18 protein-coding genes are annotated in these 20,681 nt (G+C 41.4%); 13 read left to right on the top strand and 5 right to left on the bottom strand.

What is annotated here, in order from left to right:
* Window positions 1-32: 32 nt before the first annotated feature.
* Complete coding sequence (locus CCK98_RS00415; RefSeq protein WP_088084831.1) at window positions 33-2,414, bottom strand: immune inhibitor A domain-containing protein; 2,382 nt, start codon at window positions 2,412-2,414, stop codon at window positions 33-35.
* Window positions 2,415-2,926: 512 nt separating this feature from the next.
* Here CCK98_RS00415 and CCK98_RS35090 point away from each other — a divergent pair.
* The 3 genes from CCK98_RS35090 to CCK98_RS00405 all read left to right on the top strand — a co-directional run bounded on the left by CCK98_RS35090 (window position 2,927) and on the right by CCK98_RS00405 (window position 5,420).
* On the top strand, window positions 2,927-3,067 hold the full coding sequence (locus tag CCK98_RS35090) for a hypothetical protein (protein ID WP_179195681.1): 141 nt from the start codon (window positions 2,927-2,929) through the stop codon (window positions 3,065-3,067).
* Window positions 3,068-3,625: 558 nt separating this feature from the next.
* Entirely contained in the window at window positions 3,626-4,801 is a 1,176-nt protein-coding gene (locus CCK98_RS00410) for a ParM/StbA family protein (RefSeq protein ID WP_088084830.1), read from the top strand.
* Window positions 4,802-4,814: 13 nt separating this feature from the next.
* Window positions 4,815-5,420: a hypothetical protein gene (locus tag CCK98_RS00405; protein WP_088084829.1), complete on the top strand. Its 606-nt coding sequence runs from the start codon at window positions 4,815-4,817 to the stop codon at window positions 5,418-5,420.
* A 64-nt stretch (window positions 5,421-5,484) separates the two neighbouring features.
* Here CCK98_RS00405 and CCK98_RS00400 read toward each other — a convergent pair whose 3' ends face one another.
* Complete coding sequence (locus tag CCK98_RS00400; RefSeq protein WP_088084828.1) at window positions 5,485-5,610, bottom strand: DUF4023 domain-containing protein; 126 nt, start codon at window positions 5,608-5,610, stop codon at window positions 5,485-5,487.
* Between the two features lie 162 nt (window positions 5,611-5,772).
* Between CCK98_RS00400 and CCK98_RS00395 the strand changes: the two genes are divergently transcribed.
* Window positions 5,773-6,714, top strand: a complete 942-nt coding sequence (locus CCK98_RS00395; RefSeq protein ID WP_088084827.1) for a phosphotransferase — start codon at window positions 5,773-5,775, stop codon at window positions 6,712-6,714.
* 47 nt (window positions 6,715-6,761) lie between these two features.
* Here the strand turns inward: CCK98_RS00395 and pepT are convergent, their stop codons facing one another.
* Together pepT and CCK98_RS00385 are read right to left on the bottom strand one after the other, a co-directional pair.
* The gene (gene pepT, locus CCK98_RS00390) at window positions 6,762-7,994 is read right to left on the bottom strand and encodes a peptidase T (RefSeq protein WP_088084826.1); all 1,233 of its coding nucleotides are present in this window, start codon (window positions 7,992-7,994) and stop codon (window positions 6,762-6,764) included.
* Between the two features lie 424 nt (window positions 7,995-8,418).
* Window positions 8,419-9,387 (bottom strand): nuclease-related domain-containing protein, encoded by a 969-nt coding sequence (locus tag CCK98_RS00385; protein ID WP_256942219.1) that lies wholly within the window; start codon window positions 9,385-9,387, stop codon window positions 8,419-8,421.
* Between the two features lie 311 nt (window positions 9,388-9,698).
* Here CCK98_RS00385 and CCK98_RS00380 point away from each other — a divergent pair, with 311 nt between their 5' ends.
* Genes CCK98_RS00380 through CCK98_RS00365 form a run of 4 tightly spaced genes read left to right on the top strand, consistent with a single transcriptional unit; the run spans window position 9,699 to window position 12,845 of the window.
* Window positions 9,699-10,322: a TetR/AcrR family transcriptional regulator gene (locus CCK98_RS00380; RefSeq protein ID WP_088084825.1), complete on the top strand. Its 624-nt coding sequence runs from the start codon at window positions 9,699-9,701 to the stop codon at window positions 10,320-10,322.
* Window positions 10,323-10,334: 12 nt separating this feature from the next.
* Window positions 10,335-11,219, top strand: a complete 885-nt coding sequence (locus CCK98_RS00375; RefSeq protein WP_088084824.1) for an ABC transporter ATP-binding protein — start codon at window positions 10,335-10,337, stop codon at window positions 11,217-11,219.
* A gap of 4 nt (window positions 11,220-11,223) precedes the next feature.
* A complete protein-coding gene (locus CCK98_RS00370; RefSeq protein WP_088084823.1) occupies window positions 11,224-12,021 on the top strand; it encodes an ABC transporter permease subunit in 798 nt (265 codons plus the stop codon).
* 23 nt (window positions 12,022-12,044) lie between these two features.
* Window positions 12,045-12,845 carry an ABC transporter permease subunit gene (locus tag CCK98_RS00365; protein ID WP_088084822.1) on the top strand — a complete coding sequence of 267 codons (801 nt, stop codon included), beginning with the start codon at window positions 12,045-12,047 and terminating at the stop codon, window positions 12,843-12,845.
* 38 nt (window positions 12,846-12,883) lie between these two features.
* Here CCK98_RS00365 and CCK98_RS00360 read toward each other — a convergent pair whose 3' ends face one another.
* A complete protein-coding gene (locus CCK98_RS00360) occupies window positions 12,884-13,594 on the bottom strand; it encodes a hypothetical protein (protein ID WP_088084821.1) in 711 nt (236 codons plus the stop codon).
* Window positions 13,595-13,725: 131 nt separating this feature from the next.
* Between CCK98_RS00360 and CCK98_RS00355 the strand changes: the two genes are divergently transcribed.
* The 5 genes from CCK98_RS00355 to CCK98_RS00335 all read left to right on the top strand — a co-directional run bounded on the left by CCK98_RS00355 (window position 13,726) and on the right by CCK98_RS00335 (window position 20,399).
* A complete protein-coding gene (locus CCK98_RS00355) occupies window positions 13,726-14,466 on the top strand; it encodes a gluconate 2-dehydrogenase subunit 3 family protein (RefSeq protein WP_088084820.1) in 741 nt (246 codons plus the stop codon).
* 17 nt (window positions 14,467-14,483) lie between these two features.
* Entirely contained in the window at window positions 14,484-16,199 is a 1,716-nt protein-coding gene (locus tag CCK98_RS00350) for a GMC family oxidoreductase (protein ID WP_088084819.1), read from the top strand.
* Between the two features lie 76 nt (window positions 16,200-16,275).
* Entirely contained in the window at window positions 16,276-16,626 is a 351-nt protein-coding gene (locus CCK98_RS00345) for an ASCH domain-containing protein (protein WP_088084818.1), read from the top strand.
* Window positions 16,627-16,803: 177 nt separating this feature from the next.
* Window positions 16,804-18,534: an ABC transporter ATP-binding protein gene (locus tag CCK98_RS00340; RefSeq protein ID WP_088084817.1), complete on the top strand. Its 1,731-nt coding sequence runs from the start codon at window positions 16,804-16,806 to the stop codon at window positions 18,532-18,534.
* A 50-nt stretch (window positions 18,535-18,584) separates the two neighbouring features.
* A complete protein-coding gene (locus tag CCK98_RS00335) occupies window positions 18,585-20,399 on the top strand; it encodes an ABC transporter ATP-binding protein (protein WP_088090237.1) in 1,815 nt (604 codons plus the stop codon).
* The last annotated feature ends 282 nt before the right edge of the window (window positions 20,400-20,681 follow it).

Below are 20,681 nucleotides of genomic sequence, written 5' to 3'. Positions count from 1 at the left end.
CAGAAGCTTCTGAAGGTAGGTTTTTTATTAGTTTATTTGAAGATTAAGACTTTACCAACGGTACCATCAGCACTTTCACCAACCACACGGAATTTTAATCCGTAATTTGGCACGCTCCGGCCAGCATCAACGAGTCCAGCGTTACTGTAGTTTGCGCTGTCATCAAATAATGGGTTACGTTGAGAGAAGTTATCTTTCATTGTGACACCAAATCCTGGGATATTAGAGTAGTCTAAGAACATTTTATCTGTTTTGCTTAGTCCAAATGCCGCATCATGGACTTGGTAGCGAGTAGCCGCAACGGCTTTATCACTCCAATAGGTTGTATGCTGGTCTGCATCGACAACCCCTAGGAAGCCATTTCCAGGGTGCATTCCAGTCCAGTTGTTGTCATAGGTTTCATCAACATACCAGACCACTAAACCTGGGTCATAAGATATTAAGCTGTCACCACGCCGGATATGAGCAAGTCCTTGGTCAACGCCGTTATGGGATCTCCATTCTAGTAAATAGTAATGTTTAGAAAGGAATTTACCTTTGTCTTTAGTAAAACCATCTAATGTGAATTTAGATACGCCTTCAACGTCATCATTCAGAACTGTGGAAGCACCTGCGGTAATGGAAATATCATCCACATAAATTCCACGTTGAGCAACAAATGGATCTGTCCAGTAGTTGAACTTCAAATCGATTTTTTTACCAGCATATGCTGTTAAATCAAATGTAGCAGGTACCCAGCCATCCGATGTACCAGTAATACCGTTTCCAGGGTTTTGGTCATTTGGATTTTCTGCTGTTGTGATAGTACCTTGAATAGCGGTCCATGCAGTAGAACCTTCTTCCTTAACTTGTACAGAAGCATAGTCCCAATCTTCTTCAATATCATACCAAGCATTAAATTTCAATTCAGCACTAGTTGCGCTAGATAAATCTACAGAAGTGACCATTGAATTTTCCATTTCATTGCCACTTCCGCTATAGTATTCAAATTGACCACTTGTAGGGGTGTTGACAGAATTCTCTTTATCCGGCAAATCTATGCGAACCGCATCATCATTAGTACCTTTAGTTACTCCTTCATCAAGAAGGACATTTGTCCCAGCCTTTGTAATTTCCGAAGCATTGAGTGTTGTTCCTGTTAACCAGTTACCGCCATGTAGAGCCTGGAGCATTTCTCTTGAGTATGGGCTAATTCCAGGTGGTTCTGTCCCAGGAATAGCACCACCCCAGCTTCCGCTTGACATGAGTGACCAATACTCAACCGGCTCTCCTGCACCTGTATACTGTGTATCATACTCATCAGGAAGACCTAGGTCATGTCCGAATTCATGAGTGAATACTCCTGCAGCGCCGTCTTCAGGTTCAATCGTGTAATCCCAAGCCGCTAAGACTCCTCCAAAACGATTACTATTGGATTTTCCACCTGGTACTCCAATAGGTCCTGTAGAGAGTTTCGACCGATGTGACCAAATCGCATCGCCTCCTAGGCTGCCACCACCTGCTTCTTCCCCAACACCAGCATGAATCACCATGAGGTGGTCAATGATTGCATCTGGCTCATTGTATACACCATCTCCATCGTAGTCATCGCGATCCCATACATCGTAGTCAGCTAAATTAATAGAAGGATCTTTAGCTGCCTTTGTCAGAGCTTCAACTACAAGTGATCTTGCTCGAATGTCACTATCCTCTGGACCGGGGGAGTTGGCACCGTAATAGGCCGCTTCATGATCAGCCTTATACCAGCCAGCTACGGTACCTTCAACCGTATAACTGCCGCCAGATTGCTGTTCATAGTATTGCTTCATGGAGATATAATTTTTTCCATCAGGGCCTGTATATCCATTTTTACCGAAAATCATATCTTGGAAATGGTCATGTGTGTAATCTTCATAGAACATATCAGTTTCTTCTTTAGTAATTGAGCTTTTTTCATAGTCTGAGAAATCAATTGCTAGGACCAAGACTTTATCCTTACGAACGGCACCGTTATAACTCTCTTTTTCAACTGAATCTACTGTGCTTTTCTTTGCTTGTCCTAATTTATTACCCTTGCCATTCTTAAGATCATTAGATGTTCCCTTATCACTTTCTTTGATGTTTGCAAGTGACTTTGGTAACGTATCTTTTGTCTTAGTAGATTCGCCTTTTCCTTTTAAATAGCTTTTTAACGCCTTTTCAGATTCTGCCGGACTTGCATTCTTTGCTAGTTTTCCTTCGCGCTTCAACATTTCAATTAATTTTTCGTCATTTGCAATCCCTGCGTCAAATGATGTGGGTACTTTCGTAGCTGCTGCTGCGGACTGTGGAGCTAAGGCAGAGCCTCCCAGCGTTCCAACAAACAAGCTGGAAGCAACGATCGTACTTGCGGTAATACTAGAAAAAACCTTCAGTGCTCGATTTTTCTTTACCAAACGTATTCCCCCTAATTAATTTGTCTATAGTGCATTTTTAATCATACAATAGTGACTGAATGTTGTGAATATTAAAATTACATTACGACAAAATTAGTGATAATCTACTATTCTTCGCTAATTAATAACAAACTTATAGATTAAATTTTTACAAGTAATCTGGTTTAATAGTTTATTAGTTAACGATTTTAGAAGAGGGGAGGGGCACTTAAATCTATGTGAGATCGGACATTGAGGGATCATCGGCAAGTATACATTTCTGCATACATGTTTACATTTTGTATACTTTGTGTTTACAAAGGCGTAAACATGTATACAAATTCGTACACATCGCGTAATGGCGCTGTGTGTACAAGTTTGTAATCGTTGTTTACAAAAACTTGATAACAGCGATACCTGAAAACAGGCTGGCTAGAGGACGGTGTGGAATGTTGTTGACTGGATACTTCTCGTTTCATGAAGACTGGCTAAATAAGCTCTGAAGGCAGATGATGAGTTCTCGATGATATAACATGAATAATAATCCTCAAGCTCTTGTCAGCAACAATCAGTGGGATTATCTCGACAAAGATGAGGCTGTTGATTCAAATAGTTCCTATTTGTTAGAGGAATACAAACTTAATAGGAAAAATGAAGTAGTGACGGGCTGGTAAAATTACAAGGAGAAATGGTAGTGCTTATATGTAGGAAAATATATGGTTGCCAGCTCGATGAGTGATGAGTAGGGGACCTGTGTCCTTCTTCCTCCCTCATGATAAATTAATGGTTAAAGCACACATTAAAGGGGGTGCTTTTTTGCTGATAAAAGTATTGATCAATAGAGGGTGGATCGGACAGCAGGGCATTGGCAAGTATACAATTTTGAATACATGTTTACGTTACTGGTGTGTTTGTATACATTTCCGCATACATGTTTACGGTTTATGTATATTTGTATACAATTTGTATACTTTGTGTTTACGAAAGTGTTTACATGTATACAAAACTGTGTACACTTTGGAGTTGCACGATGTTTACAAGTTTGTTATCGTTGTATACAATAATGTTTACATCCTTCTGAAGTTTACATGTTGTTTACATTTTTACAGTTATATTTTTTTTACTTATAAATCATTGAAGAATCTATCAATCTTCTATACCCTTAAAGGTGTAACTAGAATTACATAACTACTTTTAAAAAATAAATCTATAAATGAAGAGGAATGATGTTTATGACTAAATCCAGAGTTGCAGCTATTGATGTTGGGAATGACTCCATTAAGGCCATTTTCGGAGAACTAGACTATGAATTGAATATTCCTAACATAATTGCTAGGGATACAGAAGATCGACCTGTTATTGGGATTGAAGAACTTGATAATAAAAATCCATTGGATGGAATTCACATCAAAGTCCACTCCCCTGCTTTAAAAGAGAACAACGGAATTTATCGTATTGGTAATTTAGCTACTAAAAGTATTAACGCCACTGAACTAGACCCTGGCAGCAGCAAGTCAGAGGAAGATCAAACGTTAATTATGCTTTTTGCAACATTAGCTTTAGACGCAGTAAAGGAAAATAATTCACATGGTTTTCCGCGTACAAAAAATGTGATTGATGCTAACTATACATTGGGAACAGGTCTTCCCCTTCGTGAAGTAAAAGAAGGCAAGGATGCTGGCTATCGTTCTAAATTAGTTGGTTCCGTTCATCAAGTTGAATTCCTTGTCACACCAAAGTACCAAGGATTGAAAGTAAATATTAAATTTGAAGAAGTAAAAGTATATCCTGAAGGATTCGCTGCATTTATTAACCTTGTTTTGGACAACAGCGGGAAAATAATCAATAAGGAACTTATTGATAAGCGCATCTTAATTCAAGATATCGGCGGATTATCAACGGATATTGCAGTCATCAAAAATCGTAATGTTGATGATGATAAAGCACAAGGATTTAATCTAGGGGTTTCAGAATCATTAGAAGCCATTCGCGAAGAGATTAGAACAAAGCATGGGGTTGAACTCGATAGCCGCCGTGATGTGGTTGAGATTATCACTAAGAAAAGCGATCGTAATCATATTATGGTTAAAGGTAGCCGGACAAGCGTTCATGATATTACCGACCGAATCCTGCTTGATTTAGCTAAAAAACAATATCGTTTATTACGTAATGTTTGGCAGAGAAATTCGCAAACGGAAATTTGTTACTTTGTCGGTGGCGGAGCCAATGTCTTAAAGGAATATCTTAAAACGTTAAATAACAATTTAGACGGTTATAATATTGATTTCTTTGAAGATGAAAAAGAGAGTATTTGGATGATGGCCAATGCATATTATAAACTCATCAACGACTTTGTTCGTAAAGCAGAGAAACAAAAGCCAGTTAGAGTTGAACCTGTAAAAAGCTAAGTAAGGTGATTATATGAAAAAAGCAGCCTCAAATGAGGTTCAGCGGGGTCAAGCGATATCCTTTCGTGTCCCCTCTGATACACCTGACCATATTTTAAAACATTTACAAAAGTTGAAGGATACAGAAAGAAGGAATTTTTCCAGTAAAATTGCAGAGTTTGTGATGCAAGGTGTGAGTAGTTCTGTTTCGAGGGAAAAGGAGACAATTACGATCCCCCTCCCCCAGAAGTTAACGAAAGCCCAGCGAAATTGGTTAAAGCATGAACATTCTGAAGCATTACTTGGAAGTATTCTCTTTCAGCTGATTTCTGACCCGGTTCGCTCGACTTCGCTGCTTGCTTCATTAAATAGTCATTCAATCGATATCGACGAAGCTTTGTACCTTCAGGAAGAAGTATTTCCCGAGGAACTTCAAAGAGATGAAAGTTATCTGCAGGTCGCTGTAGGTAAGGAGGTCCCGCCCTCCCCTATCGACTTAAGTGATATGGAAGATGACCTCAGTGAGTTTGATTGGGAAATTGCAAAAGAAAAGCAGCCGTTAATTGAAGAAGAGGAAAACGAAGTCGAGCCGGATATTGACGACTTACTTGGCGGATTTCTTGCAAACATGAATAAATAAATTAAAAGGGCCAGACCTCACACACCGCCTATGCGCGGTTGAGAGGTTTGGCCCTTTTTTGTAATTAATGCTGTTTATTAGGCATCCTTTGACTTTTTTGGCCTGTTGCTTGACGTTCTTTATTTCTCTTATCTTTTTCCTGTTTTTCATGAAGCTGTTCTACAAATTCGTGTGTACTTTTGTTATCCATTCTGCTTAACCTCCTTGAAAAATCGAACCAATGTTATTTTGACCAAACAGGTAGGAAATATTCTGTAATGCATTTCATTTGTTGTGAATAAGAATAAACATTATAGTCATAGTTGAAAATAAATAAATCTATGAAACTATTAATAGATGCGGTGGTGAGCCCATGGAATTGCTTAACAATATTGTCCGGGCTAATGGAAATTTAAATGAGGAGATCATCCTTAAAAAGGAAATCCTCTATAAGGGGATGAATGGGAGATTTGTAGAAAGATTCTACCTAACTCCATCAACTAGCTATATTTTTAAACCACTGACAAACGATGGCCAATTAGGCAAAGAGGTCTGGGTCCATGAACATATTCTCCCCATATTTCCAGCGATTTATCCAAAAATTATCTCCTATTCCATAAGTGAACGGACTGATTTAAACTGGATGATTCTTGAGGATCTTGGCCCACTCTCCCACGAATTTAAAGAAGAAAGTGTAATGGGTGTGATCAAATGGGTGGCGTGGTGGCATTCGCTCCCCATTGAGGAATTGGGAAATGTCCCGGTAACAGGTTTGAAGCCAAAAATAGAGGAAATAGTATCAGATGTTTGTGATCAGAAGGATGAGTTTTACCGCCTATTGCCATCGTTAAAAATCGAGGAAGAGCTCATCGATGCCATTTTCTCACAAATTAATCACCTGGATTTTTTAGAGAAAAAGGTGTTAACCCATGGCGATTTACATACGGGGAATTTTGCGATCGTCGGCGATGAGTTGAAGATATTGGACTGGGAGCATACCCATCTTAACTCACCGTACTGGGATTTGTACCATCTCATTGATATGTCCCATCCCCTCTTCCCGAAAAAAATAACCAGTCCACTTCGGGATCGCATCTTGGAGTCCTATCTTAGTCTAGTTAAGTTTGAGATTGATCGGGATTATTTTTTCAAAGAGTATTATTTATTTGCGACCGTGTTTTCGATGTGGATGATCCTGCTGATTCAGAAGGACCTAGTGGAGAACGGCGGGAAATGGTCTGTTGCGCAGTTGAATACCCAGCTTGAAGAAACCGTTTCTAGTCTTCAACAGTGCGCAGCAGCTCTTATTTTATGAAAAAGCTAACCTTGTTTTTAGTAAAGGTTAGCTTTTTTTGTTAAAATTTAAGCTTTTTGTTCTGTTAATTTGATGATTTCAATGACGGTGTTGGTAGCTTTGATCATATTATCCACGGAGATAAACTCAAATTTGCCGTGGAAATTTTCGCCGCCTGTAAAGATATTTGGTGTTGGCAGTCCCATGTAAGAAAGCTGGGAGCCATCGGTGCCGCCGCGGATTGGTTTGACAATTGGCTTAATGTCTAGGTTCACCATCGCTTCATGGGCAATGTCGACAATTTCCATGACCGGCTTGATTTTTTCACCCATGTTGTAATATTGATCGTTCAGTTCGAGGTTGAAGGTGTCTGTACCGTATTTTGCCTTGAGTCCATTGACGATGTTTTCGATCAACGCTTTTCTCGACTTGAAGGTTTCCATGTCATGATCTCTGATAATATAGTGGAGCTTTGTGAGCTCGACATCTCCATTGAATGATAGCAGATGGAAGAAGCCTTCGTATCCTTCAGTATGTTCTGGTGCTTCCTGTGCTGGGAGTTGGCTATGTAATTCCATCGCAATTTTCATCGAGTTGACCATTTTGTCTTTTGCGGAACCAGGATGAATATTGTTTCCTTTGATCGTGATTTTCGCCGCTGCCGCATTGAAGCTCTCGTATTCTAACTCACCTAGCGGACCGCCATCGACGGTATAAGCATGCTTCGCATCGAAGGCCGCAACGTCAAACTTATGGGGACCTCTGCCAATTTCCTCATCTGGGGTGAACGCACAGCGGACCTTACCGTGCTTAATTTCCGGATGGTTAATCAGGTAAGCCATTGCTGTCATGATTTCAGTGATGCCGGCTTTGTTGTCCGCTCCAAGCAATGTGGTCCCGTCGGTAGTAATTAGTGTGTGGCCTTTATAGTCGGGTAGGCTTGGAAAATCCTTCGGAGACATCACAACTTTTAGCGCCTCGTTTAAGACGATTTCGTTGCCATCATAATTTTCGACGATTTGCGGGTTAACGTTTTTTCCAGTAAAGTCAGTGGCAGTGTCAACATGGGCCAGGAAGCCGATGGTGGGCACTACTTTTTCTGTGTTTGACGGTAAGGTCGCCATCACGTAGCCGTTCTCGTCGATGGTAACTTCATGCATCCCGATGGTTTGCAATTCCTCGACAAGCATGCGGGCTAATGTCCACTGCCCCTCTGTTGAAGGACAAGTTTCGTTGTTTTCATTGGATTGTGTGTCCACTTTTACATAGGAAGTAAATCTTTCAATGAGTTCGGTTTTCAATTGTACTACACTCCCCTTTTTTGGATGAATTCATGATTATCATATCACTATGAGAGAGCGGTTACACGTTTTTAGAAACTTTTTGAATGGTGTGGTTTACTGGCGGATAACTATCCAATACTGGCGGATAGGCGCTATTAACTGGCGGATAAGTCCACTTTACTGGCGAAAGCCGAAATAACTGGCGGATAACTATCCAATACTGGCGGATAAGCGCTATTAACTGGCGGATAAGTCCACTTTACTGGCGAAAGCCGAAATAACTGGCGGATAACTATCCAATACTGGCGGATAGGCGCTATTAACTGGTGGATAAGTCCACTTTACTGGCGAAAGCCGAAATAACTGGCGGATAACTATCCAATACTGGAGGATAAGCTCCAATTACTGGTGGATAAGAGTCAATTACCGGCGAAACTACTCCTCAATTGTGAATTATTATGGTTTCCTGGTTCTGGCTGAGGTTTTTACAGCTAAAATCCATAAAATAACAACGATCTCGATAAGTCCCCTGGCTTCGCAAATTCATACCTAGCAATATGCGTTTGGCTGTATGGATATCCCCTACCCCCAAAAACTCCCGGCATTCCTTATTCGTGATGGTTCTATTACAAATCAAAAACCACTCTCGTAAAGTCCTAAGGTGGGCAAGATGATCATTCGCTCCACAATATGGGCAGCGCCAGGTCCGGGGCAGCTTCACCATGCCAAACCTGCCGCATGGCAAGCACCTCACCCCAGAACGAAAATCCCCGAAAGGAATACCGTAGGCTGCGCATATCGGTTTTGGGATAAACGGTTGATGACTTTTTAGAAGTTCGGCAGACAGCCATTGAAAGGTTTCTTGGTCCAACTTATTTGCTTGTTGTGGGATGCTTTTCATAAATGAGGAGATTAAGCTGGGGAACAAGATTTTAGTCTTTGCAGGAGGAACGGTAACCATTTGTTTCGGGTAAGCCAAAACGACTGCCCCGTAGATTGGGAGCAGGATGTTTCGATTCAGAAACCAATCACTAATTAACCCACGATTTCTTTCCAATTGGACAACAGGATTCTCAAAACCATCCTTATGTCCATCCTCTCGTGTTCGGATTAATTGAGGGGGATTGTCCTTGAACTCCAGGCTTCCGCCAATATTCTTTACCTCTAAAACCACGCCACCCCAAGGAGTCAGCCCAAACGTATCCATTTGAAAATTTTCGGACCATGCGGGAGATAAATCGTGGAAAATGTGGTGTTCAACTGAAAATGGGTGCTTCCGGAAGACTTCTGCTACTCTTTCCTCTCCTCCAATACCCGCCTCAACGGATGCTCGTTTAGCAGCCAGTACTGGCTGGAGCGAATGGCCAGCTGATAACCGCTGCTGAGCTGCAATTAATCCTTCTAACGTCAATGATACATCTCTGTCTTTAATAATAATCTTCCATCACCTCCATCAATGATACATCTCTGTCTTTAATAATAATCTTCGATCACCTCCGTAATGATACAACTCTGTCGTTAATAGTAATCTACAATCACCTCCTTAAAATCTATCTGTCATCTTGCATCGTAGCACGTCCCCAAAGGGCATACTATACTTCAAACAACTATTTCATATTTTTGTAAAAAAATAGGGCTTGACTGATATTGACCGAATGAGTCAACGGGAGTACAATGTGATTGACTGATGTGGTCAATAACCGAAATAGGAGGGCCGCGACAATGTTTTCAAAATTTCTCAACTTAGATAAAGAAAAACAAGACCGAATTATTAATGCCGCCATAAAGGAATTTGCTGAGAAAGGATATGACCGAGCATCGACCAATGAAATCGTCAAAGAGGCGGGTATTTCAAAGGGATTGCTGTTTCATTATTTTCAGAACAAAAAGCAGCTGTTCTTATTTTTATTTGATTATTGCTACGAACTCGTTACCGACGAATTTTACAAGAAAATTAATTTCCAAGAGACTGACTTTTTTAGGCGTATGCGGCATGCCATCATGATCAAAGCGGATATGCTTGGGACGTATCCAGATATCTTTAAGTTTATCCAAGAGGTATTTTTGGAGGAATCTGCTGAAATTAAGATTGAATTTGATAGAAAAAAATCAGAACTGACACATATCAATATGGAAAGGGCGTATGAGGGGATTGATTTTTCCAAATTTAGAGATGATGTCGATCTGACAAAAATAGTAAAAATCATCAACTGGACGTTTGAAAAGATGAGTGATGAGGCGATACAAAAAGCCAAGTTGTCGCCAACCCACGAGATTAACTATCAAGTGATCCAAGCCGAAGCAGAGGAGTATTTTGAGGTTTTGATTAAATGTTTCTACAAATAGGAGGCTGTCACGATGAATGTAATTGAAATTAACAATTTGACAAAGACGTATGGCAAGTCGAGAGGGATCACGGACATTAGCTTTCATGTCGAAGAAGGCGAGATTTTTGGTTTCATTGGGCCAAATGGCGCCGGTAAATCAACCACAATCCGAACACTCTTGTCGCTTATCTACCCTACCAGCGGCAGTGCGACCATCTTTGGCAAAGACTGTGTTCAATTTGCACCTGAAATTAAAAAGGAAATCGGTTATTTGCCTTCTGAAGTTTTTTACTATGACAATATGAAGGTTAAGGATCTATTAAAATATTCAGCTAGTTTTTATAAAAAGGATTGCAGTAAGCGAATCAAGGAATTGGCTGAAATTATGGACCTCGACCTTAATAAAAAAATTGATGATCTCTCCCTGGGAAATAAAAAGAAGGTGGGGATTGTTCAAGGGCTGCTTCATGAACCGAAGCTGATTATCCTTGACGAACCAACCAGCGGACTTGACCCGCTCATGCAGCAAAAATTCTTTGAACTCTTAGAGGAAGAGAACAAAAAAGGGGCGACGATCCTCTTTTCCTCTCACATACTTAGCGAGGTTCAACGCTTATGTAACCGTGTTGCGATCATTAAAGAAGGTAAAATCGTCACGGTTGAAAAGATTAGTACCTTACAAGAAAACAACTATAAAAAGTTCAAAATTGAAACGAAAGCACCGCTCGATCCAAGCTACTTCAGCATCAGCGGCGTCAATAATTTAGAAGTTAGGGACACGACGACTAGCTTTTTATTTAGAGGAAACATCAATGCTATCTTGAAAAAGATTGCTGACATTGAACTTGTGAATCTGTGGATTGAAGAGCCAGACCTTGAGGAGATCTTTATGCATTACTACGAAAAGGAGGCCTAAGACTATGAATATCTTTTTTCATGAATTGAAGGCTTATCGGAAGTCGACGATTATTTGGTCGGTATCGTTAGTGTTGATCATCGCTCTATTTATGTCATTCTATCCTGCCTTTGCTAAGGATGCAGAGGATTTCCAAAAAATCATGAAAGGCTATCCCGAGGCCATCAGGAATGCCATCGGCTTTAACCTTGGGAATTTCTTTACCATTCTAGGTTTCTATTGTTTTCCGTTGTCATTCATTACACTGTGTGGAGCAATTCAGGGGATGAATCTTGGCACGAGCATTGTCAGTAAGGAAGTCCGCGAAAAGACAGCCGATTTTCTGTTAACGAAGCCTGTTACCCGGCCAACTGTTCTAACAGCGAAACTGATGGCAGCCTTTGTCTCGCTCATCATTACTAATATTATCTATCTAGCTGTAACGATAATTCTGGCATTTAATGTCAAGACAGATGACTTTAGCCTGAAGGTACTTATTATGCTTTCACTGACGATGTTTTTTATCCAGCTGATTTTCCTAGCCTTAGGGGTGATGATGTCGGTGGTTGTCCCTAAGATTAAGTCGGTATTAACCGTCTCCCTTACGACCGTCTTTGCGTTCTATTTTCTGGGGTTTTTTAGCAGCACAACGGGTGAGGAAGCAAAACGCTATATTTCGCCGTTTAAGTATTTTGACACCGCCCATATCATCAAGCATGAAAGCTTCGAAGCATCCTTTTTAGTGGCTGGCGCCGTTATTATCATTCTGGCCATCGCGGCGAGTTATTTTGTTTATTTAAAAAAGGATATCCACGCTGTATAGCTGCGAAATGGAGGGGTTTGGTCATGAATATATTTTTGAAAGAACTGAAATCTTATCGGAAATCGCTGATATTTTGGAGCATCGGTGTCTTCCTCATGGTGGCATCAGGCATGGCTAAATATGAGGCCTATTCCTCATCGGGCCAATCAATCAATGATCTGATTTCCGATCTGCCCAAATCGATGAAGGCAGTCATGGGTTTCGGTGTCGTTGATTTATCAAAGATTAGCGGTTATTATTCCTTGCTGTATATTTATTTATTATTAATGGCGACGATCCATGCCGCGATGCTCGGAGCTTCAATTATTGCCAAAGAAGAACGGGACAAAACAGCGGAGTTTCTCTTTGTCAAACCAGTTTCCAGAAATACCATTATTAGCGCAAAATTATTGGCCGCCTTCACTAATATTGTCATCTTCAATCTTGTCACCTGGGTTTCATTGATTATTTTGGTTGGGAAATACAATAGCGCAGGTGAAGCGGTTAATGGGGATATCGCCCTTACCATGGTAGGCATGTTTATTTTACAGGTTTTGTTTATGGTCATCGGAAGCGCGCTTGCGGCTGTAAAAAAGAAACCGAAGACAGCGCCATCTCTAGCAGCCGGTGTGCTTCTTCTTACGTATATGTTATCGATTGCAATTGATTTGAACGAGAACATCGAAGGCATGAAATACTTCACTCCCTTTAAATATTTTGATGCAAAAAATGTGATGTTTGCCGGTGGACTCGAGGCGATTTTCATCGTCATATCCGTGATTATCATTGCCGCATTATTAGTAGTAACCTTCACTTTTTATAAAAAGAAAGATTTAAATGCATAATGAGAGGCCTGACTTTTGTCAGGCCTCTCATTATGTGACTACTTTTCCCGTGTCATTTTTACAAGGGTATTGATATCACTTGAAAGCTTGCTATAGGAAGGAGTATCTAATTTAATATTTGCCTTTATTCCATCAATGAGCGGCAATGCTTTTGGGTTTGTAATTGTTAAAATTTGAACATGGCCATTAAAGGCTTTATCCATCAAATCTTTTGCTCGATCTAAATTGTCATCGTTATTCAACTTCGAAGGGTCCACCCCATCGAGATTACCGGTTCCAGATTCTCCTGCGGTGTTTTTTAACACCTTGCTTTGTAATTCATCATAGCGAGTGGAGGTCACTTCCGGTTGTGCTCTTGCCAGAATAATGGTGTCATCTAAGACAAATACTTTTATTCCTGGAATCCCCTCTCCAGATAGGCGTGATTCCAAATGGGAGGAAATCCCGCCGTCATGGAGGCTGGAACTGCCAATCAAGCTATAGACATTCGTTCCAACCCCGCTTGTTGTTTGACCATTTTTGTTTGTGGTATCTTTCTTAGCTCTGTCCACACTTGGAATGACATTTGGACTATTATGATGTCCATGGACATTCCCATTTCCTTTTTTATTAACAGCCGGATCATGATAGTCAAGATTTTCTGCAGCCCCGACCTCATTTCCCTTCACTCCGTTTTGGGCTGAACATCCCGACAACACTAATAAGGCAGCCAACGGTAACCCCCAGCTTTTCCATTTTTGTTTAAACATAAAAAATAGCCTCCTTTTTTAAAATGTATTTTCCCCGTGAATTTTATAATTATGAATGGAATATTTCGGAACATATTGAGAAAAGTATTTATTAAGAGAGAATAATGTCGAAAATAATGGAGGTATAAAAGATGGCTGAAGAAAACAAGGAAAATCCAGAATCGTTATCTAGAAGGAAATTCATTCGTAATACCGGTTTCACCGTGGGTGGGCTGGCTGTTGGTGGTGTCTTGGGCAGTCTACTCCCTTTAAATCGTAAAAAAGAGGAAAAAGTAACACAGACAAAAGCAGAAAACTTTAATCAGGCGTTGATGTATTTTACACCTGAACAATTCCAATTGACCGAAGCAGCAACAGAAAGGATTTTTCCGGAGGATGACCATGGGCCGGGAGCAAAGGCTCTAGGTGTGGCTTTCTTTATTGACCATCAGTTGGCTGGTGATTGGGGCTTTAATGCAAGGGAATATATGCAGGCACCCTTTTTCAAAGGTGAAAAGGTTCAAGGCTACCAGGGACGGTTAAGGCGCAGAGATATTTTTGATATCGGGCTGAGGGAACTTCAAAATCATAGTATGTCTGTTTATAAGAAAAAATTCACTGAGTTACAAGAGGAAGAGCAGGATGCCGTTCTGAAAGATTTTGAGGAAGATAAAGTAAGCTTAACGACCATTTCTCCGAGTGGATTTTTTCAAATGCTTAGGGGCGCCACACTAGAAGGTGCTTATAGTGATCCATTATACGGGGGAAATAAAAATATGGAGGGCTGGAAAATGAAGAAATATCCTGGCAGTCAAATGGCTTATACAGACATTATTGACAAGGATTTTAAGGAAGTTAAACCGCAAAGTTTAAAATCTCATATGAATCACTAAGGAAGTAGGTGGAAACGATGGTGAGGAAGTTACCGAAAGTAGATGTAGTTATTATTGGCGTGGGATGGGCAGGTGGAATCATCGCGTCTGAACTGACCAAAAAAGGACTGAAAGTGGTCGGTTTGGAAAGAGGTAAGGAAAGAAAAACGGAAGATTACTTTATGGTCCATGATGAACTTCGGTATGCATTGCGCTATGGGATGATGCAAGACCTATCAAAAGAAACGATTACTTTTCGCAGTAATGAAAGAATCCGTGCACTACCGATGCGACAATATGGCTCATTTCTGCTTGGAGATGGATTAGGGGGTTCAGGTGTCCATTGGAATGGGCAGACCTTCCGTTTTTTGCCGTATGATTTTGAAATCTATAGTAAGACAGTTGATAGGTATGGCAAAAATAAAATTCCTGCAGGAATGACGATTCAAGATTGGGGAATTACCTATGATCAAATTGAGCCCTATTATGATAAATTTGAAAAACTTACAGGTATTTCCGGGGAGGAAAATCCGCTTGCTGGCAAACGATCAAGTAAGTATCCAACTCCACCGATGAAAAAGTCGCCTCCATTGCAAATGTTCGAGGAGGCTGCGAAAAAATTGAAGCTCCATCCCTATATGATGCCGTCTGCTAACCTCTCTGAATCCTATACAAATCCAGATGGAATCGCACGATCAGCCTGTCAATATTGCGGATACTGTGAGCGCTTTGGCTGTGAATATGGAGCAAAGGCCGATCCGGTTGTAACCGTAATTCCTATCGCAAACAAAACGGGGAATTTTGAAATTAGAACCCATTCAAATGTGAGGAGGATATTAAAAACGGGGAATAAGGTCACCGGGGTTATGTACACAGATGTGACAACAGGCGAGGAAATTGAACAGCCTGCTGATATTGTCGTCTTAACAAGCTATGTATTCAATAATATTCGCCTTTTATTAATGTCGAATGTGGGCAAACCTTACGATCCAGGTACAGGAAAAGGCGTGATTGGGAAAAATTATGCTTATCAAGTGATCAAAGGGAATGCCATAGGTTTTTTTGATGATAAAGAATTTAATACGTTTGCAGGCGCCGGTTCGCTCGGAATGGTATTGGATGATTATAATGGTGATAATTTTGACCACTCCAAGGTTGGCTTTATTCATGGCGGGATGGTTTCTCTCAGTCAAACGGGATTAAGGCCGATTCAAAATAACCCGGTCCCTGGAGGCAAGCCTACATGGGGAAAAGAGTTCAAGGAAAAGTCAGTTAAATATGCCAATCGCTATTTATCCGTAGGCGCCCAAGGTTCCTCGATGCCTTTTAAACATCACTATCTAGACCTTGATCCGAGTTATAAAGATGCTTACGGGGACCCTTTAATCCGGATTACCTTTGATTTTGAAAATCAAGATCAGCAGCTGGCCAAGTTCCTTGCCTCCAAATGTGAAGGAATCCTTAAAGAAATGGGAGCAGACCACATCGATGCGATGAAGGATTTAGGTCCATATGATATCACCACCTATCAATCGACCCACAATACGGGCGGTGTGATTATGGGGAAAGATCCGACGACCTCGGCCGTCAATAATTATTTGCAAATGTGGGACGTCGATAATTTGTTTGTGGTGGGAGCATCTGCATTTCCGCATAACTCTGGCTATAATCCGACGGATACCGTTGGTGCCTTAGCCTACCGTGCGGCTGAAGGAATTATTAAATACCATGATAAAGGCGGACAGGTTGTCTAATTCTCCTTGAAAATGGATTAAATGATAACGATAGTGATAATATAGGTAAATGAATTAGAAATAGGAGGAGAAGCAAATGACAACACAAAATGAAAACAATACCTTGCCGCCAAAAACTTGTTCCGTGGAACGCTTAGTCACACTTGAAGGAGATGTAAAGAAGGTACTTTCAGGTGAAAAAACAGCGACGCGCCGGAATGGCCGCTATGCGGATCCTGGTGAAATCATGACATTGGAAGGCCGTGACTTTGTGGTAGACCGTGTCTATTCTCAGTCATTAGGTGAATTAACGGATGATGATGCACGCCGTGAGGGCTTCGAAAATGTGGAAGCCTATAAACAATCGATTCTAAGTATTCATCCTGGAATGCCATGGCTGCCGCAAATGCGCGTGTGGGTTCATGAGTTTAGCCCTGTTCAAAAATAGTCTTAAATGCTCGAGGTCCATTTCAAAAGTGGGCCCTTTTTTTATGGAATTTTCAATGCTAATCCCAAAAAGGCCTTCGAAATATACCTTACATTTACAGGTAAATTATTTGGTTAATCGAAGTAAAAAATTTATAATGTTCCTAGAGAAGGATTTCCGAGAGGCTGGGGTGAGCGAATGAAGTTTCTATCAAAATACATAAAGAAGTACTGGAAATCTTTTAGCATAGCGGTTTTATTCCTCACCATTGAGGCGATTAGTGATTTGATGCAGCCAACCATTATGGCGAAAATTATTGATGAAGGTGTGGCCAACAAGGATATTGGTTATGTTTTGAAAATGGGCGGATTTATGCTGCTCATTACGGCCTGTGGAGCAATCGCTGCTTCCACTAGAAGTGTAGTCGCTAGTATTGTTTCACAAAACTTCGGGACGGAGTTAAGGTCGGACTTATTCAAAAAAATTCAAACGCTTTCGTTTAAAAACATCGATAAATTTGACCGCGCCTCCCTTGTTACCAGACTGACGAATGATGTGACACAAGTCCAGGTGTTTGTAAATGGATTGATGAGGATTTTTGTCAAAGCCCCGTTGCTTGCTATTGGTGGTTTAATTATGGCCACACGGTTAAACCTGCAGCTTTCCGTGGTCCTGGCGGTTGTGGTTCCAATTGTCGCGCTATTAATCATCTTTAATATGAGATTGGGCTTTCCCCTCTTTTCCCGTGTTCAAAATGGATTGGACCGGGTGAATAGTGTCATGCGGGAGTACCTATCCGGGGTCCGAGTTGTGAAGGCGTTTAATCGCTTTGATGTCGAGGTTGGCAAGTTTACGAGGGTAAATGACCAGTATAAAAATCAAGCCATTTCAGCAAATCGACTGATGTCCTCCTTCAGCCCAGCGATAATGCTTACCGTTAATCTAGGAATTGTTGTTGTCCTTTGGATCGGCGGCAATGGCGTGAATACGGGCGATATTCAGGTCGGCCATATTATTGCCTTTATCAACTATATGACGCAAATCCTATTTTCATTGATGATGATCTCGATGGTTTTTACGATGTTTGTTAGAGCAAAGGCGTCGGCAGGGAGAATCGATGAGGTATTTTCTCAAGTGGATAGCGTTTCTTGGAATGAGGAACTTAGGTTAAATTCTATTGAAAAAGGCCGAATCGACTTTGAAAATGTTTCTTTTTCCTATGAACAAGCAACAGGCGAGCCAATCTTAAAAAATATTAATCTTACCATCCTACCTGGAGAGACAGTAGGAATCATCGGCTCAACAGGATCAGGGAAAAGCACGCTGGTCGGACTCATCCCCCGTTTCTACGATACGGTGGGCGGTACGATTAAAGTAGACGGTGTTGATAGTAAACTGGTTAGTCCGAAGAAATTACGAGAGAAAATTGCGATCGTGCCACAGAAGAACATTTTGTTTACGGGGAGTGTCGCGGAAAATATTCGCTGGGGTAATGAAGAGGCAACAGATGCAGAAGTGGTTACGGCGGCGACAATGGCCGGGGCACATGATTTTATTGAGAGGTCACCGGAGGGCTACCAAACAAGGATTGGCCAAGGGGGCGTCAATTTTTCCGGCGGACAAAAGCAACGGATTTCCATTGCTAGAGCCTTAGTAAAGAAACCAGAAATTTTGATATTAGATGATAGTACAAGTGCCGTTGACGTCGCAACCGAGGCGAAGATCAAGGAGGCCTTGAAGAAATATGCTAAAGGGCTTACCTGTTTATTAATTGCCCAGCGAATCACCTCGATTATCGATGCCGATAAAATTGTCGTCCTCGACCGCGGCGAAGTTGTTGGGGTTGGTACACATCAGGAACTATTGAAGGATTGCCGTGTTTATCAGGAAATCTACCAATCTCAAGTTGGCAAGGAGGTGCATCCGTAGTGTCAAAGGGAAACGTACAGACTGGGAATACTCCCCCTGCTCCGCCGCCGATGAGACCAGGCGGTTTTGGCGGAGCCCAACGCCGTGGGCCTGTTGTCAAGCCAAAGAACTTTAAAGGGACATTGCAAAGACTTTGGCAATACTTCGGCAAAGAACGAAAAATGCTCACGGTTATTTTTATTTTTATTGTAATGGACGCAGCCCTGATGCTGCTTGCACCCTTCCTGATTGGAAAAGCGATTGATTCGATGCGAATAAATGGTGGGAAAGTAGATTTTGGCTTTCTAGAGATGATGATCTTGATCTTGGTGGCTGCGTATCTGACTGACAGCCTGTTAACCTTTTTACAAGGATGGCTGATGGCCGGTGTTTCCCAGCGAATTGTCAAAAGCTTAAGGGATGCCCTTTTTAAAAAATTACAAAAGCTGCCGGTATCCTTTTTTGATTCTCGTTCACACGGTGAGTTAATGAGCAGGCTATCGAACGATGTCGATAATATTAGTAATACAATCTCGCAATCAACGACGCAATTAATGTCCGGGGTGGTCATCATTACCGGGTCATTAATGATGATGATACTATTGAGCCCTATCTTGACATTAGCAAGCTTAATAACCGTACCGCTTGTCTTTTTACTCACAAAAACGATCGCCAAACGGACGAGTGTCCTGTTTAAAAACCAGCAAGTGGAGCTGGGAAAATTAAATGGCCATATTGAGGAAACAATCTCTGGAATTGAAATTGTCAAAGCCTTTAATCACGAGGAAAAGGTCATCGAAGAATTTGAAGTGGTCAATACGAGGCTGCGTGAGGTCGGCCTCAAGGCGCAAATTTGGTCCGGATTTTTGATGCCGATCATGAACGTCATTAATAACCTTGGCTTTGCAGTGGTCGCGGTAGTTGGAGGAATCCTTGCGGTCAAAAGCATCATCACGATTGGGGCAATTGCCAGCTTCATCACCTACTCCAGGCAATTTGTCAGGCCGCTTAATGACCTGGCGAATATTTTCAACATTCTTCAGTCTGGCGTTGCTGGGGCCGAACGTGTCTTTGAAATCATCGATGAACAAGAGGAGCCAGAAGATCTCCCAGGTGCAATCGCCTTAGAAAATCCAAGAGGACATGTCATATTTGAGAATGTAAGTTTTGGTTACCGACCAGATGTGGCGATTCTAAAAAATGTCAGCTTTGAAGTGGATATCGGCAGTAGTACCGCGTTCGTCGGACCAACCGGCGCCGGAAAAACGACGATCGTAAATCTCCTGACAAGATTTTATGACGTGACAGACGGAAGAATTCTCCTCGATGGCCATGATATTCGGGAATACACAAGGGACAGTTTAAGAAGATGCTTTGGATTTGTCCTCCAGGATACGTATTTATTCTCAGGGACGATCAAGGAAAATATTAAGTATGGAAATACGAAGGCAACGGACGATGAGGTGGAACGCGCGGCGAAGATGGCCAATGCCGATACTTTTATCAAACGGCTGCCAAACCAATATGAAACGGTCTTGTCTGAAAATGGCGGGAATCTAAGCCAAGGACAGCGGCAGCTGCTGGCGATTGCGAGAGTCATTTTAGCTAAGCCCGCCCTGCTGATCCTAGATGAAGCGACGAGCAGCATTGACACCAGGACAGAGCTCCATATTCAAGAAGCCTTGTTAACATTGATGGAGAACCGGACCAGCTTTATCATAGCCCACCGCCTCAATACGATCCGCGATGCCGACACCATCATGGTCATTGACCATGGGGAAATTATCGAGAGTGGAAACCACGATACGTTAATGAGTCAGCAAGGAAAATATTACAATATGTTTTTTAATCAGTTCAAAAATGTGGAAACGGGTTTGGATGGATAGGTATAGGAGGAGAGACTGGGGTTCCAGTCTCTTCTTTTAGTCAATACATATGGTTGATGGGCTTTCTTTCATTTACCGAGAGAACGACTTTTGATGCTTTAGGGTAAATGTAAACTTACAATAACATTATCTATCGACCCCAATGTAATCTTTTAGCAAAGGACGGACCCCCCTCTACCAAAATAAAGTAAATTATTAATGACAACTGTAAAGACACCTGCTAGAATACTTATGGTTAATCGATTATTTTCGTACCTAAAGTAAAGAAAATTAGGGAATAAT

Source organism: Bacillus sp. OV166, assembly GCF_900177675.1.
In the GTDB taxonomy this organism is placed as follows: Bacteria; Bacillota; Bacilli; order Bacillales; family Cytobacillaceae; genus Neobacillus.
This window is presented reverse-complemented; position numbering and strand designations above follow the sequence as displayed.

Coding starts and splice junctions, on each gene's coding strand:
- CCK98_RS35090 (WP_179195681.1), top strand. CDS start 2,927: ATGAATAATAATCCTCAAGCTCTTGTCAGCAACAATCAGTGGGATTAT.
- CCK98_RS00410 (WP_088084830.1), top strand. CDS start 3,626: ATGACTAAATCCAGAGTTGCAGCTATTGATGTTGGGAATGACTCCATT.
- CCK98_RS00405 (WP_088084829.1), top strand. CDS start 4,815: ATGAAAAAAGCAGCCTCAAATGAGGTTCAGCGGGGTCAAGCGATATCC.
- CCK98_RS00400 (WP_088084828.1), bottom strand. CDS start 5,610: ATGGATAACAAAAGTACACACGAATTTGTAGAACAGCTTCATGAAAAA.
- CCK98_RS00395 (WP_088084827.1), top strand. CDS start 5,773: ATGGAATTGCTTAACAATATTGTCCGGGCTAATGGAAATTTAAATGAG.
- CCK98_RS00380 (WP_088084825.1), top strand. CDS start 9,699: ATGTTTTCAAAATTTCTCAACTTAGATAAAGAAAAACAAGACCGAATT.
- CCK98_RS00375 (WP_088084824.1), top strand. CDS start 10,335: ATGAATGTAATTGAAATTAACAATTTGACAAAGACGTATGGCAAGTCG.
- CCK98_RS00370 (WP_088084823.1), top strand. CDS start 11,224: ATGAATATCTTTTTTCATGAATTGAAGGCTTATCGGAAGTCGACGATT.
- CCK98_RS00365 (WP_088084822.1), top strand. CDS start 12,045: ATGAATATATTTTTGAAAGAACTGAAATCTTATCGGAAATCGCTGATA.
- CCK98_RS00360 (WP_088084821.1), bottom strand. CDS start 13,594: ATGTTTAAACAAAAATGGAAAAGCTGGGGGTTACCGTTGGCTGCCTTA.
- CCK98_RS00355 (WP_088084820.1), top strand. CDS start 13,726: ATGGCTGAAGAAAACAAGGAAAATCCAGAATCGTTATCTAGAAGGAAA.
- CCK98_RS00350 (WP_088084819.1), top strand. CDS start 14,484: ATGGTGAGGAAGTTACCGAAAGTAGATGTAGTTATTATTGGCGTGGGA.
- CCK98_RS00345 (WP_088084818.1), top strand. CDS start 16,276: ATGACAACACAAAATGAAAACAATACCTTGCCGCCAAAAACTTGTTCC.
- CCK98_RS00340 (WP_088084817.1), top strand. CDS start 16,804: ATGAAGTTTCTATCAAAATACATAAAGAAGTACTGGAAATCTTTTAGC.
- CCK98_RS00335 (WP_088090237.1), top strand. CDS start 18,585: ATGAGACCAGGCGGTTTTGGCGGAGCCCAACGCCGTGGGCCTGTTGTC.